Here is an 18,325-nt window from a genome sequence, read left to right on the forward strand (position 1 = left end):
TGACGAGATATCACACTCTTTTTCCCGTCCAGGAGGAAGCTAAACTGAGGTGAATGGAATTGAGTCATACCGACCACATTAAACATAAATTAGCGCTGCTCCCGGATGAGCCGGGTTGTTATCTGCATAAAAACGAATATGGCGAAGTCATCTATGTAGGGAAGGCGAAAAACTTGAAGAACCGGGTGCGTTCCTATTTCACAGGCGCCCACGACATCAAGACGATGCGCCTCGTCGCAGAGATTCGTGACTTCGAGTACATTGTGACGGCGAGCGAACTCGAGGCGCTGCTTCTTGAAATGACACTCATCAAAAAGCACGATCCGAAGTACAACATTCGCCTAAAGGACGACAAAACGTACCCATATATCAAGATTACGAACGAACCGTATCCACGTCTGTTGACGACACGTAAGTTAAAGAAAGATGGTGGACATTACTTCGGACCATATCCGAACGCCTATGCGGCGAACGAGACGAAACGTCTTCTCGATAAGCTGTATCCGCTGCGGAAATGTCAGCCGATGCCTAAGAAACTCTGTCTGTATTATCACATCGGGCAATGTTTAGGTCCTTGCGAGCTGGCGGTCGATACGGATTCGCAAAAAGAGATCGTGAATGAGATCCGGCGCTTTTTGAACGGCGAGACGAGTGAGACGCTCACGAAGCTGAACGTTGAGATGGGACGTGCCGCTGAGGACATGCAATTTGAACGGGCGGCTGAATTGCGCGACCAAATTCGAGCAGTCGAATCCATCATGAACAAACAGAACATGATCACGGCCGACCCGACAGCGCGGGACGTCTTCGGCTATACTCTCGACCGAGGCTGGATGTGCGTTCAAGTATTCTATATGCGTGGCGGCAAGATGATTGAGCGCGATGTCTCACTCTTCCCGATGCATGGAGAGCCTTCGGAAGAACTCGAAAGTTTCATCGTTCAGTTCTATGAACAAAACGTCGTGCCGAAAGAGATTCTTGTACCAGAGACGGTCCGGCTTGATTTACTGAATGACGCCATCGGAACGAAAGTGATGCAGCCGAAACGAGGGGCGAAGAAACAGCTGCTTGATTTGGCGACGAAGAATGCGACAATCGCCTTGAACGAGAAGTTCGAGTTGCTCGCCCGAGATGAAGAACGGACATTGCTTGCGATGCGTGAACTCGGTGAAGCGATCGGGATTCCCAACTTGTCACGTGTCGACATCATCGACAACGCCAACATTCAGGGCGCGGACGCCGTGTCGGCACTCGTCGTCTTTGAAGACGGGAAGCCGCTCAAGAAAGAATATCGGAAGTATAAAATTCGGACGGTCCAAGGACCGGACGATTACGAGACGATGCGTGAAGTCGTCCGTCGACGATTCCGCCGTCTCTTGACGGAAGACAAACGATTACCCGATCTCCTACTGATTGATGGGGGGATCGGGCAATTGAATGCGGCGCTCGACGTCATTCAAAATGAGTTCGGGCTCGACTTGCCGGTCGGCTCGCTCAAAAAAGATGACCGACATCGGACGAGCCAACTGTTGTTCGGAGAAGGTGGGGGCGTTGTCGAGCTCCATCCACGATCGAGCGCCTTTTATCTGTTGCAGCGGATGCAAGATGAGGTCCACCGTTTCGCCATCACGTTCCACCGCAGCCTACGGACGAAGAAGATGACGAAGTCGATACTTGATGAGATCCCGGGTGTCGGTCCGAAGCGTCGTCAACAGCTCATCCGCCATTTCGGGTCGATGAAACAGATTCGTCTGGCATCACTCGAACAATTGAAGGAAGCAGGGTTGCCAGAAAAATTAGCGGAGACCGTACTTCAATACGTGCACGAGGAGACGGATGAATGAGAGAGGTTTCAAAAAACGTAGAAAACTTCATCGCTTCTTTCATAAACGCGATCGATGGATTCCTACCAACTGTTCAGCATATATATATCCACGGTTCACTGGCGATGGGTGGTTTTCATCCGGAACAAAGTGATGTAGATTTGTTACTCGTCGTATCGAAGGAGTTGACTCGAGAGGAGCGGCAAGACCTCATCGACTGTTGTCTCTCGTACTCCAACGAGCCATATCCCCTCGAACTGAGCATCATGACGACGTCGCAACTAGAAGATTGGTACCATCCAAGTCCTTATGAGTTTCACTATAGTGAAGGGTGGCGCTCGCGTTTTGAAGAAGCTAGTAGGGAAGAACGAACCGAATTGCAACAAGAATTCACTGATCCTGATTTGGCAGCTCACGTCCTAGTGATTTTAGAGCGAGGTGTCACTTTGAGAGGGCAACCGCTTCATAACTTCCTCTCTGGATTCGATTCAGCTCATTTTTCTGATGCGATACGAGCAGATGCGCTCGATTGTCTTGACTCGATTGAAGAACAGACGGTGTACAGCGTATTGAACTTGATACGCGGACAAGCCTATGAACAAGAAGGTATCCTTCTCTCCAAACAAGAAGCACTCGATTGGTTAGTAAAGAACGGACATTTTCCAGGAAATATTATCGAAGTTGCTCGCAAGGCGACTCAGAGCTATGAAGGGGGAAGTGTGACGTTTCATCGACAAGAACTCAATGAATTCCGTCGCTACATGCGTCAACAACTTCAGCGGAAACAAAAATAAGAGTCGATGCGTTGGCATCGACTCTTATTTGTAGTCGTCTTTTCGGTCTAGTTGGACGGTGATTTGGACAGCTTTTCGGGTTGGATCGGCGTAACCTTCTGCGACGCATTGGAAACGACCTGAAATCTGTTCGGCTAAAAATCCAGCTTCAAGCTGATAGTATCCTGTCGCTTTGGTCTGAGTCGCAGGTGGTGGGATCAATTCATAAGTAAACTTGCTCCCACGTTCCTTCTTGATTGTCAACTCGCCCCAACCTGCCTCTGCGAAGAAAGCAGTCAGTTCATCGTCGGACATCGTCGGGAACTTACGGGCGACCCGTTTTCCTGACCAATAGATGACTTGGGCGTAATCTTCGCCAAGCAAATCCGTCAACACATAGTCGCGAAGCAGTTCAATCGCGAAAGTTGGTTGGCTCATCGTTTCCATTCTATCCCATCACTCCAATCTCTCTATATCATTATAACGACCAATTGGAATTTGGTCATCCTGTAATTTTGAAAAGAATGTGGAACAAATCGGCTAGGTTGTCTTGTCATACAATTTTCACAAGAGTAGAATAGGAGACAGAAAGCTATATCTGCATTTGAAAACGCTTTTATTGACAATACGAGCCAATGCTCGTGAAAAGGGGGAACTAGAATGGCAGCGCATCGTGACTACTTCAGTCGTAAAGTCCATTCGCTACTTGGGGTCATTCCAATCGGTTTGTTTTTGATCGTCCATTTGTCGGTCAACTACTACATCGTCGATGGGGTGGAGTCATTCAACAAAGCAGCAAAATTCATGGAGAACTTACCGTATTTGTACTTCCTTGAAGTGACAATTATCGCATTGCCGATGATTTTCCACGGGGTGTACGGCGTGTACTATGCGTTTCTCGGATCAATCAACTCGAACCGCTATTCATACGCACGTAACTGGTTGTATCTCTTCCAACGCTTCACAGGAGTCTTCCTCGTGATCTTCATCGCTTGGCACGTTTGGGAAACGCGTCTTGCGAAATTGCGCGGGGTAGAAGTCAATGCGGAGATGATGCAAAACATCGTCGACAACCCGCTCATGTTGATTTTCTACATAGTCGGAATTCTTTCGGCTACGTTCCACTTCGCGAACGGTCTTTGGTCGTTCTCAATCACGTGGGGTATCACACAGTCACCTCGTTCGCAACGTCTCATGAGCTACGTATCAGGTGTCGTGTTCTTGGCACTATCTTTTGTCGGCATCCGTTCGATTTTGACGTTTGCAGGCATCTTGTAATTAGGGGGAATTTTACATGGCAAATCAAAGTTTGATCGTCATCGGTGGCGGTCTAGCTGGACTCATGGCGACAATCAAGTCGGCAGAGATGGGTGTTCCGGTAAAACTATTCTCGCTTGTACCGGTCAAGCGTTCACATTCAGTTTGTGCCCAAGGTGGGATTAACGGGGCCGTCAACACGAAAGGGGAAGGTGACTCTCCTTGGCAACACTTTGACGACACGGTCTACGGAGGTGACTTCCTCGCCAACCAACCGCCTGTCCAAAAGATGGCGGAGAATGCTCCGAAAATCATTCACATGTTCGACCGGATGGGCGTTATGTTCAACCGTACGCCAGAAGGTCTCTTAGACTTCCGTCGTTTCGGTGGAACGCTTCACCACCGTACGGCATACGCCGGAGCGACGACAGGACAGCAACTTCTTTATGCACTCGATGAGCAGGTTCGTCGTTACGAAGCGCAAGGTCTCGTCGAGAAGTATGAGGGCTGGGAGTTCCTTCGTGCGGTCATCGACGAAGAAGGCATCTGCCGCGGTGCGGTATGTCAAGATTTGCGCTCGATGGAAATTAAAGCGTTCCCATCGGACGCGGTCATCTTGGCGACAGGTGGCCCAGGGGTCATCTTCGGTAAGTCGACAAACTCGGTCATCAACACAGGACAAGCAGCGGCAGCGGTTTATCGCCAAGGCGCGGTTTACGCGAACGGGGAGTTCATCCAGATTCACCCGACGGCGATTCCAGGGGATGACAAACTTCGTCTCATGAGTGAATCGGCTCGTGGGGAAGGTGGACGTGTCTGGACATACAAAGACGGGAAGCCGTGGTACTTCCTCGAAGAGAAATATCCAGCATACGGAAACCTCGTACCACGTGACATCGCAACACGTGAGATCTTCGATGTATGTGTCAACCAAAAACTCGGCGTCAACGGCGAGAACATGGTCTACCTCGACTTGTCTCACAAAGACTCGAAAGAACTTGACATCAAACTTGGTGGAATCCTTGAAATCTACGAGAAATTCGTAGGCGACGACCCGCGTAAAGTACCGATGAAAATCTTCCCGGCAGTCCACTATTCGATGGGCGGACTATGGGTCGACTACGATCAGATGACGAACATTCCAGGACTCTTCGCAGCCGGTGAATGTGACTACTCGATGCACGGTGCGAACCGTCTAGGTGCGAACTCTCTTCTTTCAGCCGTTCATGGCGGAATGGAAGCAGGGCCTGCGGCAGTCAACTACATGCGTGGTCTCGATCAAGCGACAGAAAGCGTTTCAGAAGCGCTCTTCAACTTCAACGAACGTGAAGAAATCGAGCGATTCAACAACATCCTTGCGATGGATGGAACAGAGAATGCTTATCAAATCCACCGTGAACTCGGTGAACTCATGACGGACAACGTCACAGTTGTTCGCTACAATGACAAACTTGAAGCGACCGACAAGAAAATCCAAGAATTGCGTGAACGTTTCCATAAGATTTCAGCTACGGATACGGCACGTTGGAGCAACCAAGGGGCATCGTTCATTCGACAACTCGACCACATGCTCGACCTCGCACGCGTCATCACACTTGGCGCGCTCAAGCGGGACGAGAGCCGTGGTGCCCATTACAAACCGGAGTTCCCGGAACGTAATGATGAGCAGTTCATGAAGACGACGATGGCACGTTACAAAGATGGGGAAGTCGATATCTCGTATGAAGACATCGATGTTTCGTTAATCCCGCCACGTAAACGGGATTACTCGAAGAAAGGGGCGAAGACGAAATGACGACGCCAATGCAATCTGAACAAAAAGACATCCGCTTCATTATCGAACGCCAAGATGGACCGGATCAAGCGACGTATACGGAAGAATTCACGGTACCATACCGTCCAAACATGAACGTCATCTCGGCATTGATGGAAATCCGCCGTAACCCGGTCAATGCGAACGGGGACAAGACGACACCGATCAACTGGGACATGAACTGTCTTGAAGAAGTATGTGGTGCCTGTTCGATGATTATCAACGGGAAGCCGCGCCAGTCGTGTACGGCACTCGTCGATAAACTCGAGCAACCGATTCGTCTTGCACCGATGAAGACGTTCCCGGTCATCCGTGACCTTCAAGTCGACCGTCAACGCATGTTCGACGCGTTGAAAAAAGTGAAGGCATGGGTCCCAATCGACGGCACATACGACCTCGGTCCAGGACCGCGTATGCCGGAGAACAAACGTCAATGGGCGTACGAACTATCGAAATGTATGACGTGTGGTGTTTGTCTTGAAGCGTGTCCGAACGTGAACGACAAATCGGACTTCATCGGTCCAGCGGCGATTTCGCAAGTCCGACTCTTTAACTCACATCCAACAGGTGCCTTCCACGCGGAAGACCGCCTCGAAGCACTCATGGAAGACGGCGGCATCATGCAATGCGGAAACGCACAAAACTGTGTCGAAGTTTGTCCGAAGGGCATCCCGCTCACGACGTCAATCGCTTCGATGAACCGTCAAACGACGCTTCACTCGTTCAAACAGTTCTTCGGTAGTGACAAAGGTCGCACCGGTTCTGCGGTCGAGGCGTAAGCGAGCCGATGACCAAGTACTTTCGAGAGCCAGGTTGGGAAACACGTGTCAAAGCAGGTGTCGCGCTCGATGTGAAAGTCCGCTTTTCGGAGTGCGACCCGTATGGTCACATGAACAACACAATTCCGTTCATCTATTTCGAAGATGCCCGGATCGAGTTGTTAGAGGCGACAGGATTCTCTTTAAAGGACGGATTCGTCGTTGTCGCCGATGCGCAATGTGACTATGTTCGACAAGTCATGCCACGTCAACAGCTGACTGTGCATGCCAATATCTTGACGGTCGGAAACACTTCATGTGATATTCATTACGGGGCATATGACGGAGAGCAACTCCTTTTCGCCGGACGGACAAACCTCGTTCATTTAACGAAGGAAGGTCGTCCTACGGAATGGACTCCGGAATATAAAAACCGCTTGCAGAATTTTTGCGAATCCGCTATCATTTGATAATGAGTTCACAAACAAAAAATATTCTGCTGGTTCGCCTGTAGAATTGAATTTTGAAGGGAGACCATCATCTCATGGAAAAAACGTTCACAGTCGTTGCTGATTCAGGAATTCACGCTCGTCCAGCTACTCAGTTAGTTAACACAGCTTCTAAGTTCCAATCAGACATCAACCTCGAGTACAATGGTAAAACAGTTAACTTGAAGTCGATCATGGGTGTACTTTCACTCGGTATCGCAAAAGATTCTACAATCAAGATCACTGCTGAAGGTGAAGATGCAGAAGAAGCAATCAACACGCTTTCTGACATGCTCACTAGCGAAGGTCTTGCTCAGTAATTCGGGTAAGGGACGAGGCGCCACTGGCGACCTCGTCTTTTTTTGTCATGGGAACGTTTCTTTTTCCGTCCGAGGTTTTTTGGTAAGATAGGTGAGAATGGAAGTGATGAAAATGAAACGAGCGATTGGAGTCCTCGATTCAGGAGTCGGCGGGTTGACGGTAGTCAAAGAATTGATGCGCCAACTCCCTAAAGAAGAGATTGTCTATATCGGAGATACTGAACGCTGTCCATACGGGCCGCGTCCGCACGATGAGATTGAAGCATATACATGGGAATTGATTGAATTTTTATTGAAGAAAGACGTCAAGATGATTGTCATCGCCTGTAATACGGCGACCGCGGTCGTATTGAAAGAGGCGCGCAAACGTCTCGACATCCCGGTCATTGGTGTCATCGACCCGGGTGCCCGCGCGGCTGTCAAAGGAACGCGCAACAAGCATATCGGTGTCATCGGTACGAAGATGACGATTGAGAGCGGTTCATATGAGAAGGCGTTACGTCACGTGGCAGGTGAGGTCGATGTGTATTCACTCGCGTGCCCACCGTTCGTCCCGCTCGTAGAGGCTGGAGAAGTGTCTGGAGAGCGCGTGCGACAAGTGGTGGAGGAGACGCTTCGTCCACTTCAACCATCCGAGATGGATACGCTGATTCTCGGTTGTACGCACTACCCACTCCTTGCCCCGGTCATTCAAGATGTGGTCGGACCGGACGTCCACCTCATCTCATCAGGTGACGAGACGGCGCTTGAAGTGGCTGCGATGCTCGATTATCAGGAACTTGAGAATGGATTGGATGCAGTCCCGGCACATGCCTTCTATGCGACGGGTGATATCGAACTATTTGACCGACTCGCGAGCGAATGGCTCGGGCGTCCGGTTCATGCGGAGAAAGTCGAGGTGACCGGCATTGCGTGATGCGAGACGATTTGATGAACTGCGCCCAGTCGAGATTGTGCCGCACGTGAACAAACATGCGGAAGGGTCCGTTTTAATTTCAATCGGCGATACGAAAGTCATCTGTACCGCGACTGTGGAAGAGCGGGTACCGAATTTCCTTCGCGGAAAGAAACAAGGGTGGATCAATGCAGAATATGCGATGCTCCCACGGGCGACGGGAGACCGTACTGTCCGGGAATCGGTACGTGGAAAACAATCGGGACGAACGATGGAGATTCAGCGTTTGATTGGCCGGTCGCTCCGCTCGGTCGTGGACTTAGAACGTCTCGGCGAACGGACGATTTGGGTCGACTGTGACGTCATTCAAGCGGATGGCGGGACTCGGACGGCTTCCATCACCGGTGGCTTTTGCGCGCTCGTGTTGGCCGTCGATCGCTTGATTCGCCAAGGGAAACTTGAAGATACACCGATTAAAGAAGGTGTGGCTGCGATTTCTGTCGGACGGACCGATGAGCTCGTCTTGGACTTGGATTACCTAGAAGATGCCGCGGCAGAGGTCGACATGAATGTCGTCATGACGGCAAGCGGACGATTCGTCGAAGTACAAGGTACAGGGGAAGAGGCGACGTTCACGCTACAAGAGATGAACGAGATGCTCGCGCTCGCGCAACACGGCATCGAATCATTATTCAAGACGGCGGAAGCGGCACTTGGTGCTTCTTGGTGGTACGTCGGAGAACGTTCGGAGGAGACATTATGAAGTTGATCATTGCGACACACAATCCTGGAAAAGTGAAAGAACTCGAAGGAATGCTGACGCCGCTCGGGTTCGAGGTCGAATCACTACTCGACTATCCGGATGCACCAGAGACGGAAGAGACCGGCACGACGTTTGAAGAGAACGCGGCGTTAAAAGCGACCGAGGCGGCAGCTTATTTTGGACATGCCGTTCTGGCGGACGACTCCGGTCTTGAAGTCGACGCACTTGACGGGGCACCGGGAGTATATTCAGCCCGCTTTGCAGGTCCAGAAAAGTCAGACGAGGCAAACAATGCACTTCTTCTTGAAAAATTGAACGGAGAAACGAATCGTACGGCTCGTTTCGTCTGTGCGCTCTGTCTCGCAAAACCGAGCGGAGAGACGTTGATCGTTCGTGGAACGATCGAAGGGACAATCGGTTATTCCCCACAAGGCGAAAATGGCTTCGGATACGATCCACTCTTTATCGTCCCATCGCTTCATAAGACAGCGGCAGAGTTGGAGCGTGACGAGAAGGCGGTCGTTAGCCACCGTGGACAGGCACTACGAAAACTGGAGGCAGAAATCATACCATTCATGAAAGGATGAAGCTTATGCGTTTTCTAATAGTGAGTGATAGTCATGGTTTGACCGAAGAGTTGACGACGATTTTTGAAAGGCACGAGGCGGAAATTGATGACGCCTTCCATTGCGGGGATTCACAACTCGCCCTTGTCGATGAACATTTGTTACCTTATCGAACGGTTCGGGGGAATTGTGATTTCGGTGGAGATCTTCCCCTCGAACGCATCGAGACGACGGATGCCGGCACGATTTTAATCGTTCACGGGCACCATCATGACGTCAAATTCGATTTGAACCGTCTACGGTATCGAGCGGAAGAAGTGGGAGCGAATGTCGTCTTGTTCGGTCACTCGCATGTGGCGGGTGCGCTGATCGAGGACGGGGTTGTCTACATCAACCCAGGTTCGATTCGCATGCCGCGAGGACGAACGGACAAAACGTATGCGTTACTCGATCTCGAAGCGGGAGAAGCAACAGTGCGTTTCTATCGCTCAGAAGACGGTTCTCACGTTGAAGACTTGGACATCTCAGGAAAACTATGAGTTTCGGATGGGAAATCGATTGACAGGAAACCATTTTTCTATTATAGTTTTCATGTCAATGTCCCAATAGCTCAGCAGGATAGAGCAACGGCCTTCTAAGCCGTCGGTCGGGGGTTCGAATCCCTCTTGGGACGCTTCCATTAAAATAGAGACGCTCTCTACGGAGAACGTCTCTTTTTTCATTTTCCGGGAAATCGATTGACAAGGAATCGCGTCCTAACGGAAGATGAAGGGGAATGGAAGAGAGGGTGAGGGAAGATGGAGAAGGAAAAGGATCAGGACTATCCGTTCCCTGGGAATTGGGCGCGTCTGCATAAGATGATTCAGGAGGCAGATGCTTCTGGGGAACGACAGCGGATCGAACCGATTTTATGGGATTGGTATCAGACGATTCCAGGGGACCCGTTTATTTTCATGGAAATCTTCCAATGTGCAATGGAACGACCGGACGATCCGGAGACACTCGAGAAGCTGCAGGAACTCGTCAGCATCCATATGTCCGAGGCGGAAGAACCGGCCTCAGGAGGGTTGCAGATTGCGCAGTATTACATCATGCGTGACCAACCGTTTGAAGCGGCGCACTGGATCAACCAGTATCTCGAATGGCAGGACAAGAAGGATACGGTCAACACACAGGCACATCAGGTACTTCAAGTGTTGAAGATGACGGAGTTTCCGGCGGCAATTGCCAAGTTGAAACGAACGCTGACGCGAGGGAGTACGGGGGAACAGATTGAAGCATTACAACATGTTCACTTTCAAATCGACCCGGTGCTCGACAATGTGCTACATGAACTGCTCGTGTCGGAGCGTCCGAAGCTCGTCAAACTGATCGTGTTGGAAAAAGCGTTCGCCGAACTAGATGTCATCGAATGGACGGATGGGGACGTTTCGAACAAGATGACACGAACGGAAGCAAAAGCGCAGATTGAAACGTGGGAGCAGACCGTCTTTTCTCTTCAAAAATCAGTTGAAGGCGATGAAATCGGGACCCAGCTGTTGATGAATTACATGTATACGCATTATCCGTATGTGACGGCCGAAAAAGCGGATGTGGAACAGGCGCTCGTACAGGCGAAACAAGCGATTTTACATGACGAACCGGTCGACGGTTTAGCCGCGGAGATTTTAGAGGCGGATCTTCGCTTTACACAGGCGTTATTAGACTAAATCCTTGTGTGCTTACCGAGGATTTATGCTATAATACGGATTGTTGTACATTTTTGTACGGTATAAACGAATTGTTGGAGGGACTTAGCATGACAGCAAAATGGGAAAAAACATCAGGTAGCCAAGGCGTACTCACGTACGAAGCTCCTGCAGAAGCTTTTGATAAAGCAGTTGACGCCGCATTTAAAACAGTCGTCAAAGACTTGAACGTGCCTGGCTTCCGTAAAGGTAAATTGCCACGCCCAATGTTCAACAAAATGTATGGAGAAGAAGCACTCTATCAAGATGCGCTCGACATTCTCTACCGCGACACAATCCAAGGTGCGGTTGAAGAAGCTGGTTTCGAACCAATCGCGCTCGAAAACATCGATGTAGACGGCACGCTCGAGAAAGGCAAACCAGTCGCTTTCAAAGTGACATTCGTGGTTGAGCCAGAAGCTGAGCTTGGCGAATACAAAGGCCTCGAGTACGAAGCTGTTTCAACTGAAGTAACAGAAGACGAAGTAACAGCAGAACTTGAAGCACTTCAACAGCAAGGCGCAGAACTAGCTGTTAAAGAAGGTGCAATCGAAAACGGCGATACAGCTGTATTTGATTTCGCAGGTTTCGCTGACGGTGAGCAGTTCGAAGGCGGCACAGCTGAGAACTACACACTCGAAATCGGTTCTGGTCAATTCATCCCAGGATTCGAAGAGCAAATGATCGGCATGACTGCTGGTGAAGAAAAAGACGTTGAAGTAACATTCCCTGAAGAGTACCACGCTGAAAACTTGGCGGGTAAACCAGCGACATTCAAAGTCAAACTTCACGAAGTCAAAACAAAACAAGTTCCTGAACTCGACGACGAGTTTGCAAAAGACATCGACGAGTCTGTTTCGACACTCGACGAGTTGAAAGCAAGCATCCGTGAGCGTTTAGAAGCTGGTAAGAAACAAGAAGCTGAAGGTACAATGCGCGACCAACTCGTAGAGCAGGCAACTGCTAACGCGACAATCGACGTACCGGAAGTTCTCGTTGAACAAGAAGTTGACCGCATGGTACAAGAGTTCGGTTCACGTGTATCTTCACAAGGAATCGACCTTAACATGTACTTCGAGCTCACTGGTACTTCTGAAGAAGCAATGCGCGAAGAGATGAAAGAGCAAGCTGAAGAGCGCGTAAAAGCTCGTCTCGTCTTGAAAGCAATCGCTGACAAAGAAGCAATCGAAGTATCTGACGAAGATGCTGAGAAAGAGCTTGAAGAAATGTCTAAACTTTACAACATCGCCCCGGACCAACTCCGTACGATGCTCGCTCCGCAAGGTGGACTTGAGACACTTAAAGGTGACCTCAAATTCCGTAAAGCGATCGACATCCTCGTTGAAAACGGTAAAGCGAAGTAAGCTGATATTCGAAAGGACGACTGCCTAGCGGTCGTCCTTTTTTCTGTCACAGCACATTGCATGTGTAATTCTTTGAAGTCGCAATATGTTCATGCTACAATTATTTCAACGCAGAGATGTAAAATGTCTTTTCGCGGTGCATCGCACCAGAAAATTCAAATCGCGATTTATCGCACTTACATCCATTTTCACCACAGAAGGGGTGTATCGAATGTTCAAATTTAACGAGGAAAAGGGGCAACTCAAGTGCTCGTTTTGCGGAAAATCGCAAGAACAAGTTCGTAAGTTAGTCGCCGGTCCTGGCGTATACATTTGCGATGAATGTATCGAACTTTGCAATGAAATTGTTGAGGAAGAGCTCGGTGTAGAGGAAGAAGTTGAATTCAAAGACATTCCAAAACCACAAGAGATTCGTAACATCCTAGACGATTACGTCATTGGTCAAGACCGCGCCAAACGTGCGCTTTCAGTTGCTGTCTATAACCACTATAAACGTATCAACGCCGGTGGCCGTTCGGATGATGTCGAACTTGCGAAGTCGAACATCGTCATGATTGGACCAACGGGTAGCGGAAAAACGCTTCTCGCTCAGACGATGGCTCGCGTCTTGAACGTCCCATTCGCAATCGCGGATGCGACGAGCTTGACGGAAGCAGGTTACGTCGGGGAAGACGTTGAGAATATCTTGCTTAAATTGATTCAATCGGCTGACTATGATGTCGAGAAGGCTGAAAAAGGGATCATCTACATCGATGAAATCGATAAGATTGCCCGTAAGTCTGAAAACCCATCGATTACGCGTGACGTATCCGGTGAAGGCGTTCAGCAGGCGCTCCTTAAAATTCTTGAAGGCACGACAGCAAGCGTACCGCCACAAGGTGGACGTAAGCATCCGCATCAAGAATTTATCCAAATCGACACAACAAACATTCTCTTCATTGTCGGTGGCGCATTCGCCGGCATCGAATCGGTCGTCAAACGCCGAATCGGGAAGAAAGTCATCGGTTTCGGAAACGACCAAGAGAATCGCGAGTTGACGCAAGAAGACTTGCTCGCCCGCGCACTCCCTGAAGACCTTCAAAAATTCGGCTTGATTCCTGAGTTCATCGGACGTTTGCCAGTCATGGCGACGCTCACGACACTCGATGAAGAAGCGCTCGTTGAAATCTTGACGAAGCCGAAAAATGCTCTCGTCCGTCAGTACGAGAAAATGCTCGAGCTTGACGATGTCGAATTGACGTTCACAGACGAAGCATTGATCGAAATCGCCAAACTTGCGATCAAACGTAAGACTGGCGCGCGCGGTCTCCGCTCGATTATCGAAGAAATGATGCTCGATGTGATGTTCACTGTCCCATCGCGTGACGATATCGAGAAAGTCATCATCACGGATGAAACGATTACGGGTCTTGCCGGTCCGAAATACGTCCTTCGTGACGGTACTGTCGAACAGACAGGGGACAACAAAGAGACAGCATAATTCTTTAACGAAGAAGGCTCAAACACTCGGCACATCCGAGTTTTGGGCCTTTTTGCACAGGAGGCGTTGTAAATGGAAAAATTACCAATCCTTCCTTTGCGAGGAGTCGTCGTATATCCGCTCATCGGTGTGACCATCGATGTCGGACGCCCGTTATCCCTTCGGGCGCTCCTTGCCGCAAAGGAGCATGAAACAGATTTGATTGTCGTGACACAGAAAGAAACAGGGAACGAGTCACCGGAACCGGAAGACTTATACACGGTTGGAACGCGTGTCCACATCGCGAAGATGAGTGAACTGTCGAACGAGACGATTCGGGTTCGGATCGTCGGGAAAGAGCGCGTCCGTGTCGACTCGGTCGAATCGACGGATGAAGGTTGGTTCGCTAACATCGAACCGGTCGAACTCGTAGAAGGGGAAGAGGTCGAACGAACAGCACTCGTCCGTCTGTTGAAAGAACAGTTCGGAAAACTCGTCGCAAACATTAAGGGTATGTCGCCAGATGAGCGTCGCCGTTTCGAGATGTATGAGCGGCTTGAATCACTCACGGACTATATCACGTCAAAACTCGATGTCGACGTCGAGCTTCGCCAAGCGATGCTCGAAGAGGCAGATGCCGTCAAGCGAGGACTTGAACTGCTTGAAATTATCGCACATGAAGTCGAAGTGATTGAACTCGAGCAAGAGATGCGTGAGCGGACGAAGAAGTCAATTGAGCAGTCACAGCGCGAGTACTACTTACGAGAACAAATGAAGACGATCCAACAAGAACTCGGTGACCAGACGCAAGAGTCAGAACCGAACCGCCTTCGTGAGAAGCTAGAGGCGCTCGACTTGCCAGAGACGACGCGGAAGAACGTCATGCGTGAAGCGGAACGATTGAACGTCGTGCCGCAGACGTCTCCGGAGTATGCGGTCATCCGTAACTACCTCGACTGGGTCACCTCTCTTCCGTGGGGCATTGAGACGGAAGATAAGCTTGACGTGAAACATGCGGCAGACGTCCTTGATGATGACCATTACGGCTTAGAATCGGTAAAAGACCGTATCCTCGAGTATTTGGCCGTCCGCCAGTTGACGAACTCGCTTCGTGGACCAATCCTCTGTCTCGCCGGACCTCCAGGGGTCGGGAAGACGTCACTCGCCCGTTCGATCGCCTCGGCACTTGAACGTCACTTCGTTCGTGTCTCACTCGGTGGTGTGCGTGATGAGGCGGAAATCCGTGGGCACCGTCGTACGTATATCGGTGCGATGCCAGGACGGATCATCCGTGGGCTGAAGCAAGCGGAAAGCAAAAATCCGGTCTTCTTGCTCGATGAGATCGACAAGATGGCTTCTGACTTCAGAGGGGACCCGGCGTCCGCGATGCTAGAAGTGCTCGACCCAGAACAAAACGTCTCCTTCTCGGACCACTACATCGAAGAACCGTTCGATTTGTCGAACGTTCTCTTTATCGCAACTGCGAACGATGTCTCACAAATCCCAGCACCGCTTCTTGACCGGATGGAATTGATTCAAATCGGTGGGTACACAGAGCTTGAGAAAGTAGAGATCGCGAAGCGCCATTTGGTGCCGAAACAATTGGCAGAGCACGGATTGAAGAAGAGTCAGTTGACGATTAAAGAAGATGCGCTCTATGAAGTCGTCCGTCGTTACACACGTGAAGCCGGCGTCCGGAACTTAGAACGCGTCATCGGATCACTCTGCCGAAAAGCCGCGAAACAAATCGCCATCGGGGAGAAGAAACGGGTCACGATTTCGAAAAAGGCGATCATCACGTATCTTGGGAAGCCGAAGTATCGCTACGGAAAAGGGGAGACCGAGGACTCCATCGGTGCGGTGACAGGCCTTGCCTACACGGCGTTTGGTGGCGACACGCTCACAATCGAAGTGGCGCTCGCTCCAGGGAAAGGCAAACTTCAGTTGACGGGTAAACTTGGTGATGTGATGCAGGAGTCGGCACAAACAGCATATAGCTATGTCCGTGCAAACGCAGAGCGGTTCGGGATTGACCCGACGTTCTATGAGCGACAAGACATTCACATTCACGTGCCAGAGGGTGCCGTGCCAAAAGACGGACCGTCGGCAGGAATCACGATTGCGACAGCCTTAATTTCCGCATTGACCGGGAAGAAAGTCCATCGTGATGTCGGGATGACAGGTGAGATCACACTCCGTGGACGTGTCTTGCCAATCGGCGGATTGAAAGAAAAAGCGCTCGCTGCTCATCGAGCCGGGTTGACGACCATCGTCATTCCGAAAGATAATGAGCGAGACATCGATGATATTCAAGAGACGGTTCGTGAGAAATTGACGTTCGTTCCCGTGACGACACTCGATGAAGTACTAGATGTAGCATTTGGAGGAAATTAAATGAAGATCAACAAAGCAGAGTTCGTGACGAGTGCCGTCGCGCCAGACCATTACCCGGTCCATGAATTGCCGGAAGTGGCACTGGCCGGGCGGTCGAACGTCGGGAAATCGTCGTTCATCAATAAGATTTGCCAACGGAAGGCGCTCGCACGGACGTCTTCGAAACCAGGGAAGACACAGACCCTCAACTTCTTCAACATCAATGATGAAATCATGTTCGTTGACGTTCCGGGATACGGATATGCGAAAGTCTCGAAGACGGAACGTGAGAAGTGGGGCGTCATGATGGAGCAGTACTTGACGAGCCAAGAGGCGCTTCGTGGCGTCGTCTTACTCGTCGATATCCGTCATGATCCTACGGGTGACGATGTGACGATGTACAATTTCTTGAAACATTATGAGATTCCGGTCATCGTTGTGGCAACGAAGCTCGATAAAATCAAGAAGAGCCAGCGTCAAAAACATGAGGCGGCGGTGAAACGTAAGCTTCAATTCGATCCATCTGACCGTTTTGTCGCCTTCTCGGCCGAAACGGCAGAAGGAAAAGACGAGGCATGGAAAGCGATTTACGCACTCATCACAGAAGGCGAATAAGGAGAAGGCGAAGGGATTCCTTCGCCTTTTTGTTTTTGTCAGCCCGCAAGCGGGTAATTATCGTATAATCATAGTTAGTACATAGTCATCATTGTAAACGAGGTGGAGAAATGCAACGCATGTTTGAAAACAAATGGTATCGCGCCCTCTTTTGGACGCTGACCATCTTTTTAGTCATTTGGGTCGGGACACAGATCTCATTCGTGTTTGAACCGATTCAAGTCATCTTGGCACTCGTCACGGTTCCACTCATTGTGGCCGGACTCTTCTTTTATTTCCTGGTCGGGATTGTCGATTTCTTAGAGAAACGCTTAAAAGGGAAGCGAACGTTAGCTGTAGCCATCACACTGATCGGACTCGTGCTTATTTTTACACTTGTCTTCAGTATTCTCGGACCGGTTTTAGGCGAACAAATTACGTCGCTCGTCAACGCTATGCCGAGTATCGCAAAAGAACTTCAGAAACAGGCGTTCGCTGTCCGTGACACGTTGCTACAAAATGAGTTCTTTGCACGCTTCATGGCAGAAAATGACGAGATGTTCCGTAACTTGACGACGAACATCACGTCGTACTTAGGAGACTTATTCGGAAACATTGCCTCATCATTCGGTCAAGTCGTCGGATTCGTGACGTCAGCGGTCATCACGATCGTTGTGATCCCGTTCATGCTTCTCTACATGTTGCTTGACGGGAAACGTCTACCGGACGCAATCGTCAAATTGCTCCCATCGAGCTATGAAAAGGAAACGCGTCACATCTTGCATGACATGCACGAGACGGTGCGGAGTTACGTCAACGCTCAGTTGCTCGTCGCATTCTTCGTTGGAATCACGTCACTGATCGGTCTATGGATCGTCGGTGTAGATTATGCCATCTTGCTCGCACTCTTCATGATGGTAACAAATATCATCCCTTACGTTGGACCGTTCCTAGGGGCTGCACCGGCAGTGGTCGTGGCATTCATTCAAGATCCGATCAAGGTATTATGGGTCATCGTTGTCATCATCGTCGTGCAACAAATTGAGTCGAACGTCATCTCGCCACTCATTCAAGGGAAGTCGTTAAAAGTACACCCGCTCACGATTATCATCGTCTTGCTCGTGGCAGGAAATTTGGCCGGTATCATCGGAATGCTCATCGCTGTACCGTTTTATGCGGTCGCCAAAACGGTTGTCCAGAATATCGTTCGCATCTATAAATTACGAGAACGTGAGCATTATTTAGACAAAGAGGAGCCCGAGAGTCCGATTATTACGGACCCGAACTCGCCAAATCCATAAGAAAAAAAGGTAGGAATGGAGTTTCGCCATTTCTACTTCTTTTTGTCACAA

The 18,325-nt window shown here is 50.0% G+C and carries 18 protein-coding genes and 1 tRNA gene; 18 read left to right on the forward strand and 1 reads right to left on the reverse strand.

The features are described 5' to 3' along the window. The first annotated feature begins 53 nt into the window (after positions 1–53). Positions 54–1,844 carry an excinuclease ABC subunit UvrC gene (gene uvrC / locus OKS35_RS00995; protein ID WP_214782551.1) on the forward strand — a complete coding sequence of 597 codons (1,791 nt, stop codon included), beginning with the start codon at positions 54–56 and terminating at the stop codon, positions 1,842–1,844. Beyond that, on the forward strand, positions 1,841–2,617 hold the full coding sequence (locus tag OKS35_RS01000; protein ID WP_214782555.1) for an aminoglycoside adenylyltransferase domain-containing protein: 777 nt from the start codon (positions 1,841–1,843) through the stop codon (positions 2,615–2,617). Before uvrC ends, OKS35_RS01000 begins: the two co-directional genes overlap by 4 nt. 24 nt (positions 2,618–2,641) lie before the next feature. On the opposite strand, the gene OKS35_RS01005 is transcribed toward OKS35_RS01000, so the two are convergent. Next, the gene (locus OKS35_RS01005; protein WP_236548905.1) at positions 2,642–3,034 is read right to left on the reverse strand and encodes a YslB family protein; all 393 of its coding nucleotides are present in this window, start codon (positions 3,032–3,034) and stop codon (positions 2,642–2,644) included. 222 nt (positions 3,035–3,256) lie between these two features. Here OKS35_RS01005 and OKS35_RS01010 point away from each other — a divergent pair, with 222 nt between their 5' ends. The 16 genes from OKS35_RS01010 to OKS35_RS01085 all read left to right on the forward strand — a co-directional run bounded on the left by OKS35_RS01010 (position 3,257) and on the right by OKS35_RS01085 (position 18,274). Further along, complete coding sequence (locus OKS35_RS01010; protein ID WP_015881102.1) at positions 3,257–3,874, forward strand: succinate dehydrogenase cytochrome b558 subunit; 618 nt, start codon at positions 3,257–3,259, stop codon at positions 3,872–3,874. Positions 3,875–3,890: 16 nt separating this feature from the next. Then, positions 3,891–5,648 (forward strand): succinate dehydrogenase flavoprotein subunit, encoded by a 1,758-nt coding sequence (gene sdhA / locus OKS35_RS01015; RefSeq protein ID WP_015881103.1) that lies wholly within the window; start codon positions 3,891–3,893, stop codon positions 5,646–5,648. 8 nt (positions 5,649–5,656) lie between these two features. Next, the gene (gene sdhB / locus OKS35_RS01020; protein ID WP_193343274.1) at positions 5,657–6,445 is read left to right on the forward strand and encodes a succinate dehydrogenase iron-sulfur subunit; all 789 of its coding nucleotides are present in this window, start codon (positions 5,657–5,659) and stop codon (positions 6,443–6,445) included. 8 nt (positions 6,446–6,453) lie between these two features. Then, a complete protein-coding gene (locus tag OKS35_RS01025; RefSeq protein WP_264092327.1) occupies positions 6,454–6,894 on the forward strand; it encodes an acyl-CoA thioesterase in 441 nt (146 codons plus the stop codon). A gap of 74 nt (positions 6,895–6,968) precedes the next feature. Next, complete coding sequence (locus OKS35_RS01030; protein WP_015881106.1) at positions 6,969–7,232, forward strand: phosphocarrier protein HPr; 264 nt, start codon at positions 6,969–6,971, stop codon at positions 7,230–7,232. Positions 7,233–7,344: 112 nt separating this feature from the next. Next, entirely contained in the window at positions 7,345–8,148 is an 804-nt protein-coding gene (gene racE, locus OKS35_RS01035; RefSeq protein WP_078147903.1) for a glutamate racemase, read from the forward strand. Beyond that, positions 8,141–8,890 (forward strand): ribonuclease PH, encoded by a 750-nt coding sequence (gene rph, locus OKS35_RS01040; RefSeq protein ID WP_015881108.1) that lies wholly within the window; start codon positions 8,141–8,143, stop codon positions 8,888–8,890. Before racE ends, rph begins: the two co-directional genes overlap by 8 nt. Continuing rightward, on the forward strand, positions 8,887–9,477 hold the full coding sequence (locus OKS35_RS01045) for an XTP/dITP diphosphatase (protein WP_264092328.1): 591 nt from the start codon (positions 8,887–8,889) through the stop codon (positions 9,475–9,477). Before rph ends, OKS35_RS01045 begins: the two co-directional genes overlap by 4 nt. Before the next feature lie 5 nt (positions 9,478–9,482). Further along, on the forward strand, positions 9,483–9,995 hold the full coding sequence (locus tag OKS35_RS01050; RefSeq protein ID WP_015881110.1) for a metallophosphoesterase family protein: 513 nt from the start codon (positions 9,483–9,485) through the stop codon (positions 9,993–9,995). A 60-nt stretch (positions 9,996–10,055) separates the two neighbouring features. Then, positions 10,056–10,129, forward strand: a tRNA-Arg gene (locus OKS35_RS01055). 124 nt (positions 10,130–10,253) lie between these two features. Continuing rightward, entirely contained in the window at positions 10,254–11,165 is a 912-nt protein-coding gene (locus OKS35_RS01060; RefSeq protein ID WP_264092329.1) for a hypothetical protein, read from the forward strand. An 89-nt stretch (positions 11,166–11,254) separates the two neighbouring features. Further along, positions 11,255–12,547 carry a trigger factor gene (gene tig / locus OKS35_RS01065; RefSeq protein ID WP_015881112.1) on the forward strand — a complete coding sequence of 431 codons (1,293 nt, stop codon included), beginning with the start codon at positions 11,255–11,257 and terminating at the stop codon, positions 12,545–12,547. Between the two features lie 211 nt (positions 12,548–12,758). Continuing rightward, positions 12,759–14,027, forward strand: a complete 1,269-nt coding sequence (gene clpX / locus OKS35_RS01070) for an ATP-dependent protease ATP-binding subunit ClpX (RefSeq protein ID WP_015881113.1) — start codon at positions 12,759–12,761, stop codon at positions 14,025–14,027. Positions 14,028–14,099: 72 nt separating this feature from the next. Beyond that, positions 14,100–16,400: an endopeptidase La gene (gene lon, locus OKS35_RS01075; RefSeq protein ID WP_214782561.1), complete on the forward strand. Its 2,301-nt coding sequence runs from the start codon at positions 14,100–14,102 to the stop codon at positions 16,398–16,400. Continuing rightward, on the forward strand, positions 16,401–16,994 hold the full coding sequence (gene yihA, locus OKS35_RS01080; RefSeq protein WP_015881115.1) for a ribosome biogenesis GTP-binding protein YihA/YsxC: 594 nt from the start codon (positions 16,401–16,403) through the stop codon (positions 16,992–16,994). A gap of 110 nt (positions 16,995–17,104) precedes the next feature. Next, the gene (locus OKS35_RS01085) at positions 17,105–18,274 is read left to right on the forward strand and encodes an AI-2E family transporter (RefSeq protein ID WP_015881116.1); all 1,170 of its coding nucleotides are present in this window, start codon (positions 17,105–17,107) and stop codon (positions 18,272–18,274) included. Positions 18,275–18,325 lie beyond the last annotated feature (51 nt).

The sequence above is a fragment of the Exiguobacterium sp. N5 genome (assembly GCF_025842465.1).
Taxonomy (GTDB): domain Bacteria; phylum Bacillota; class Bacilli; order Exiguobacteriales; family Exiguobacteriaceae; genus Exiguobacterium; species Exiguobacterium profundum.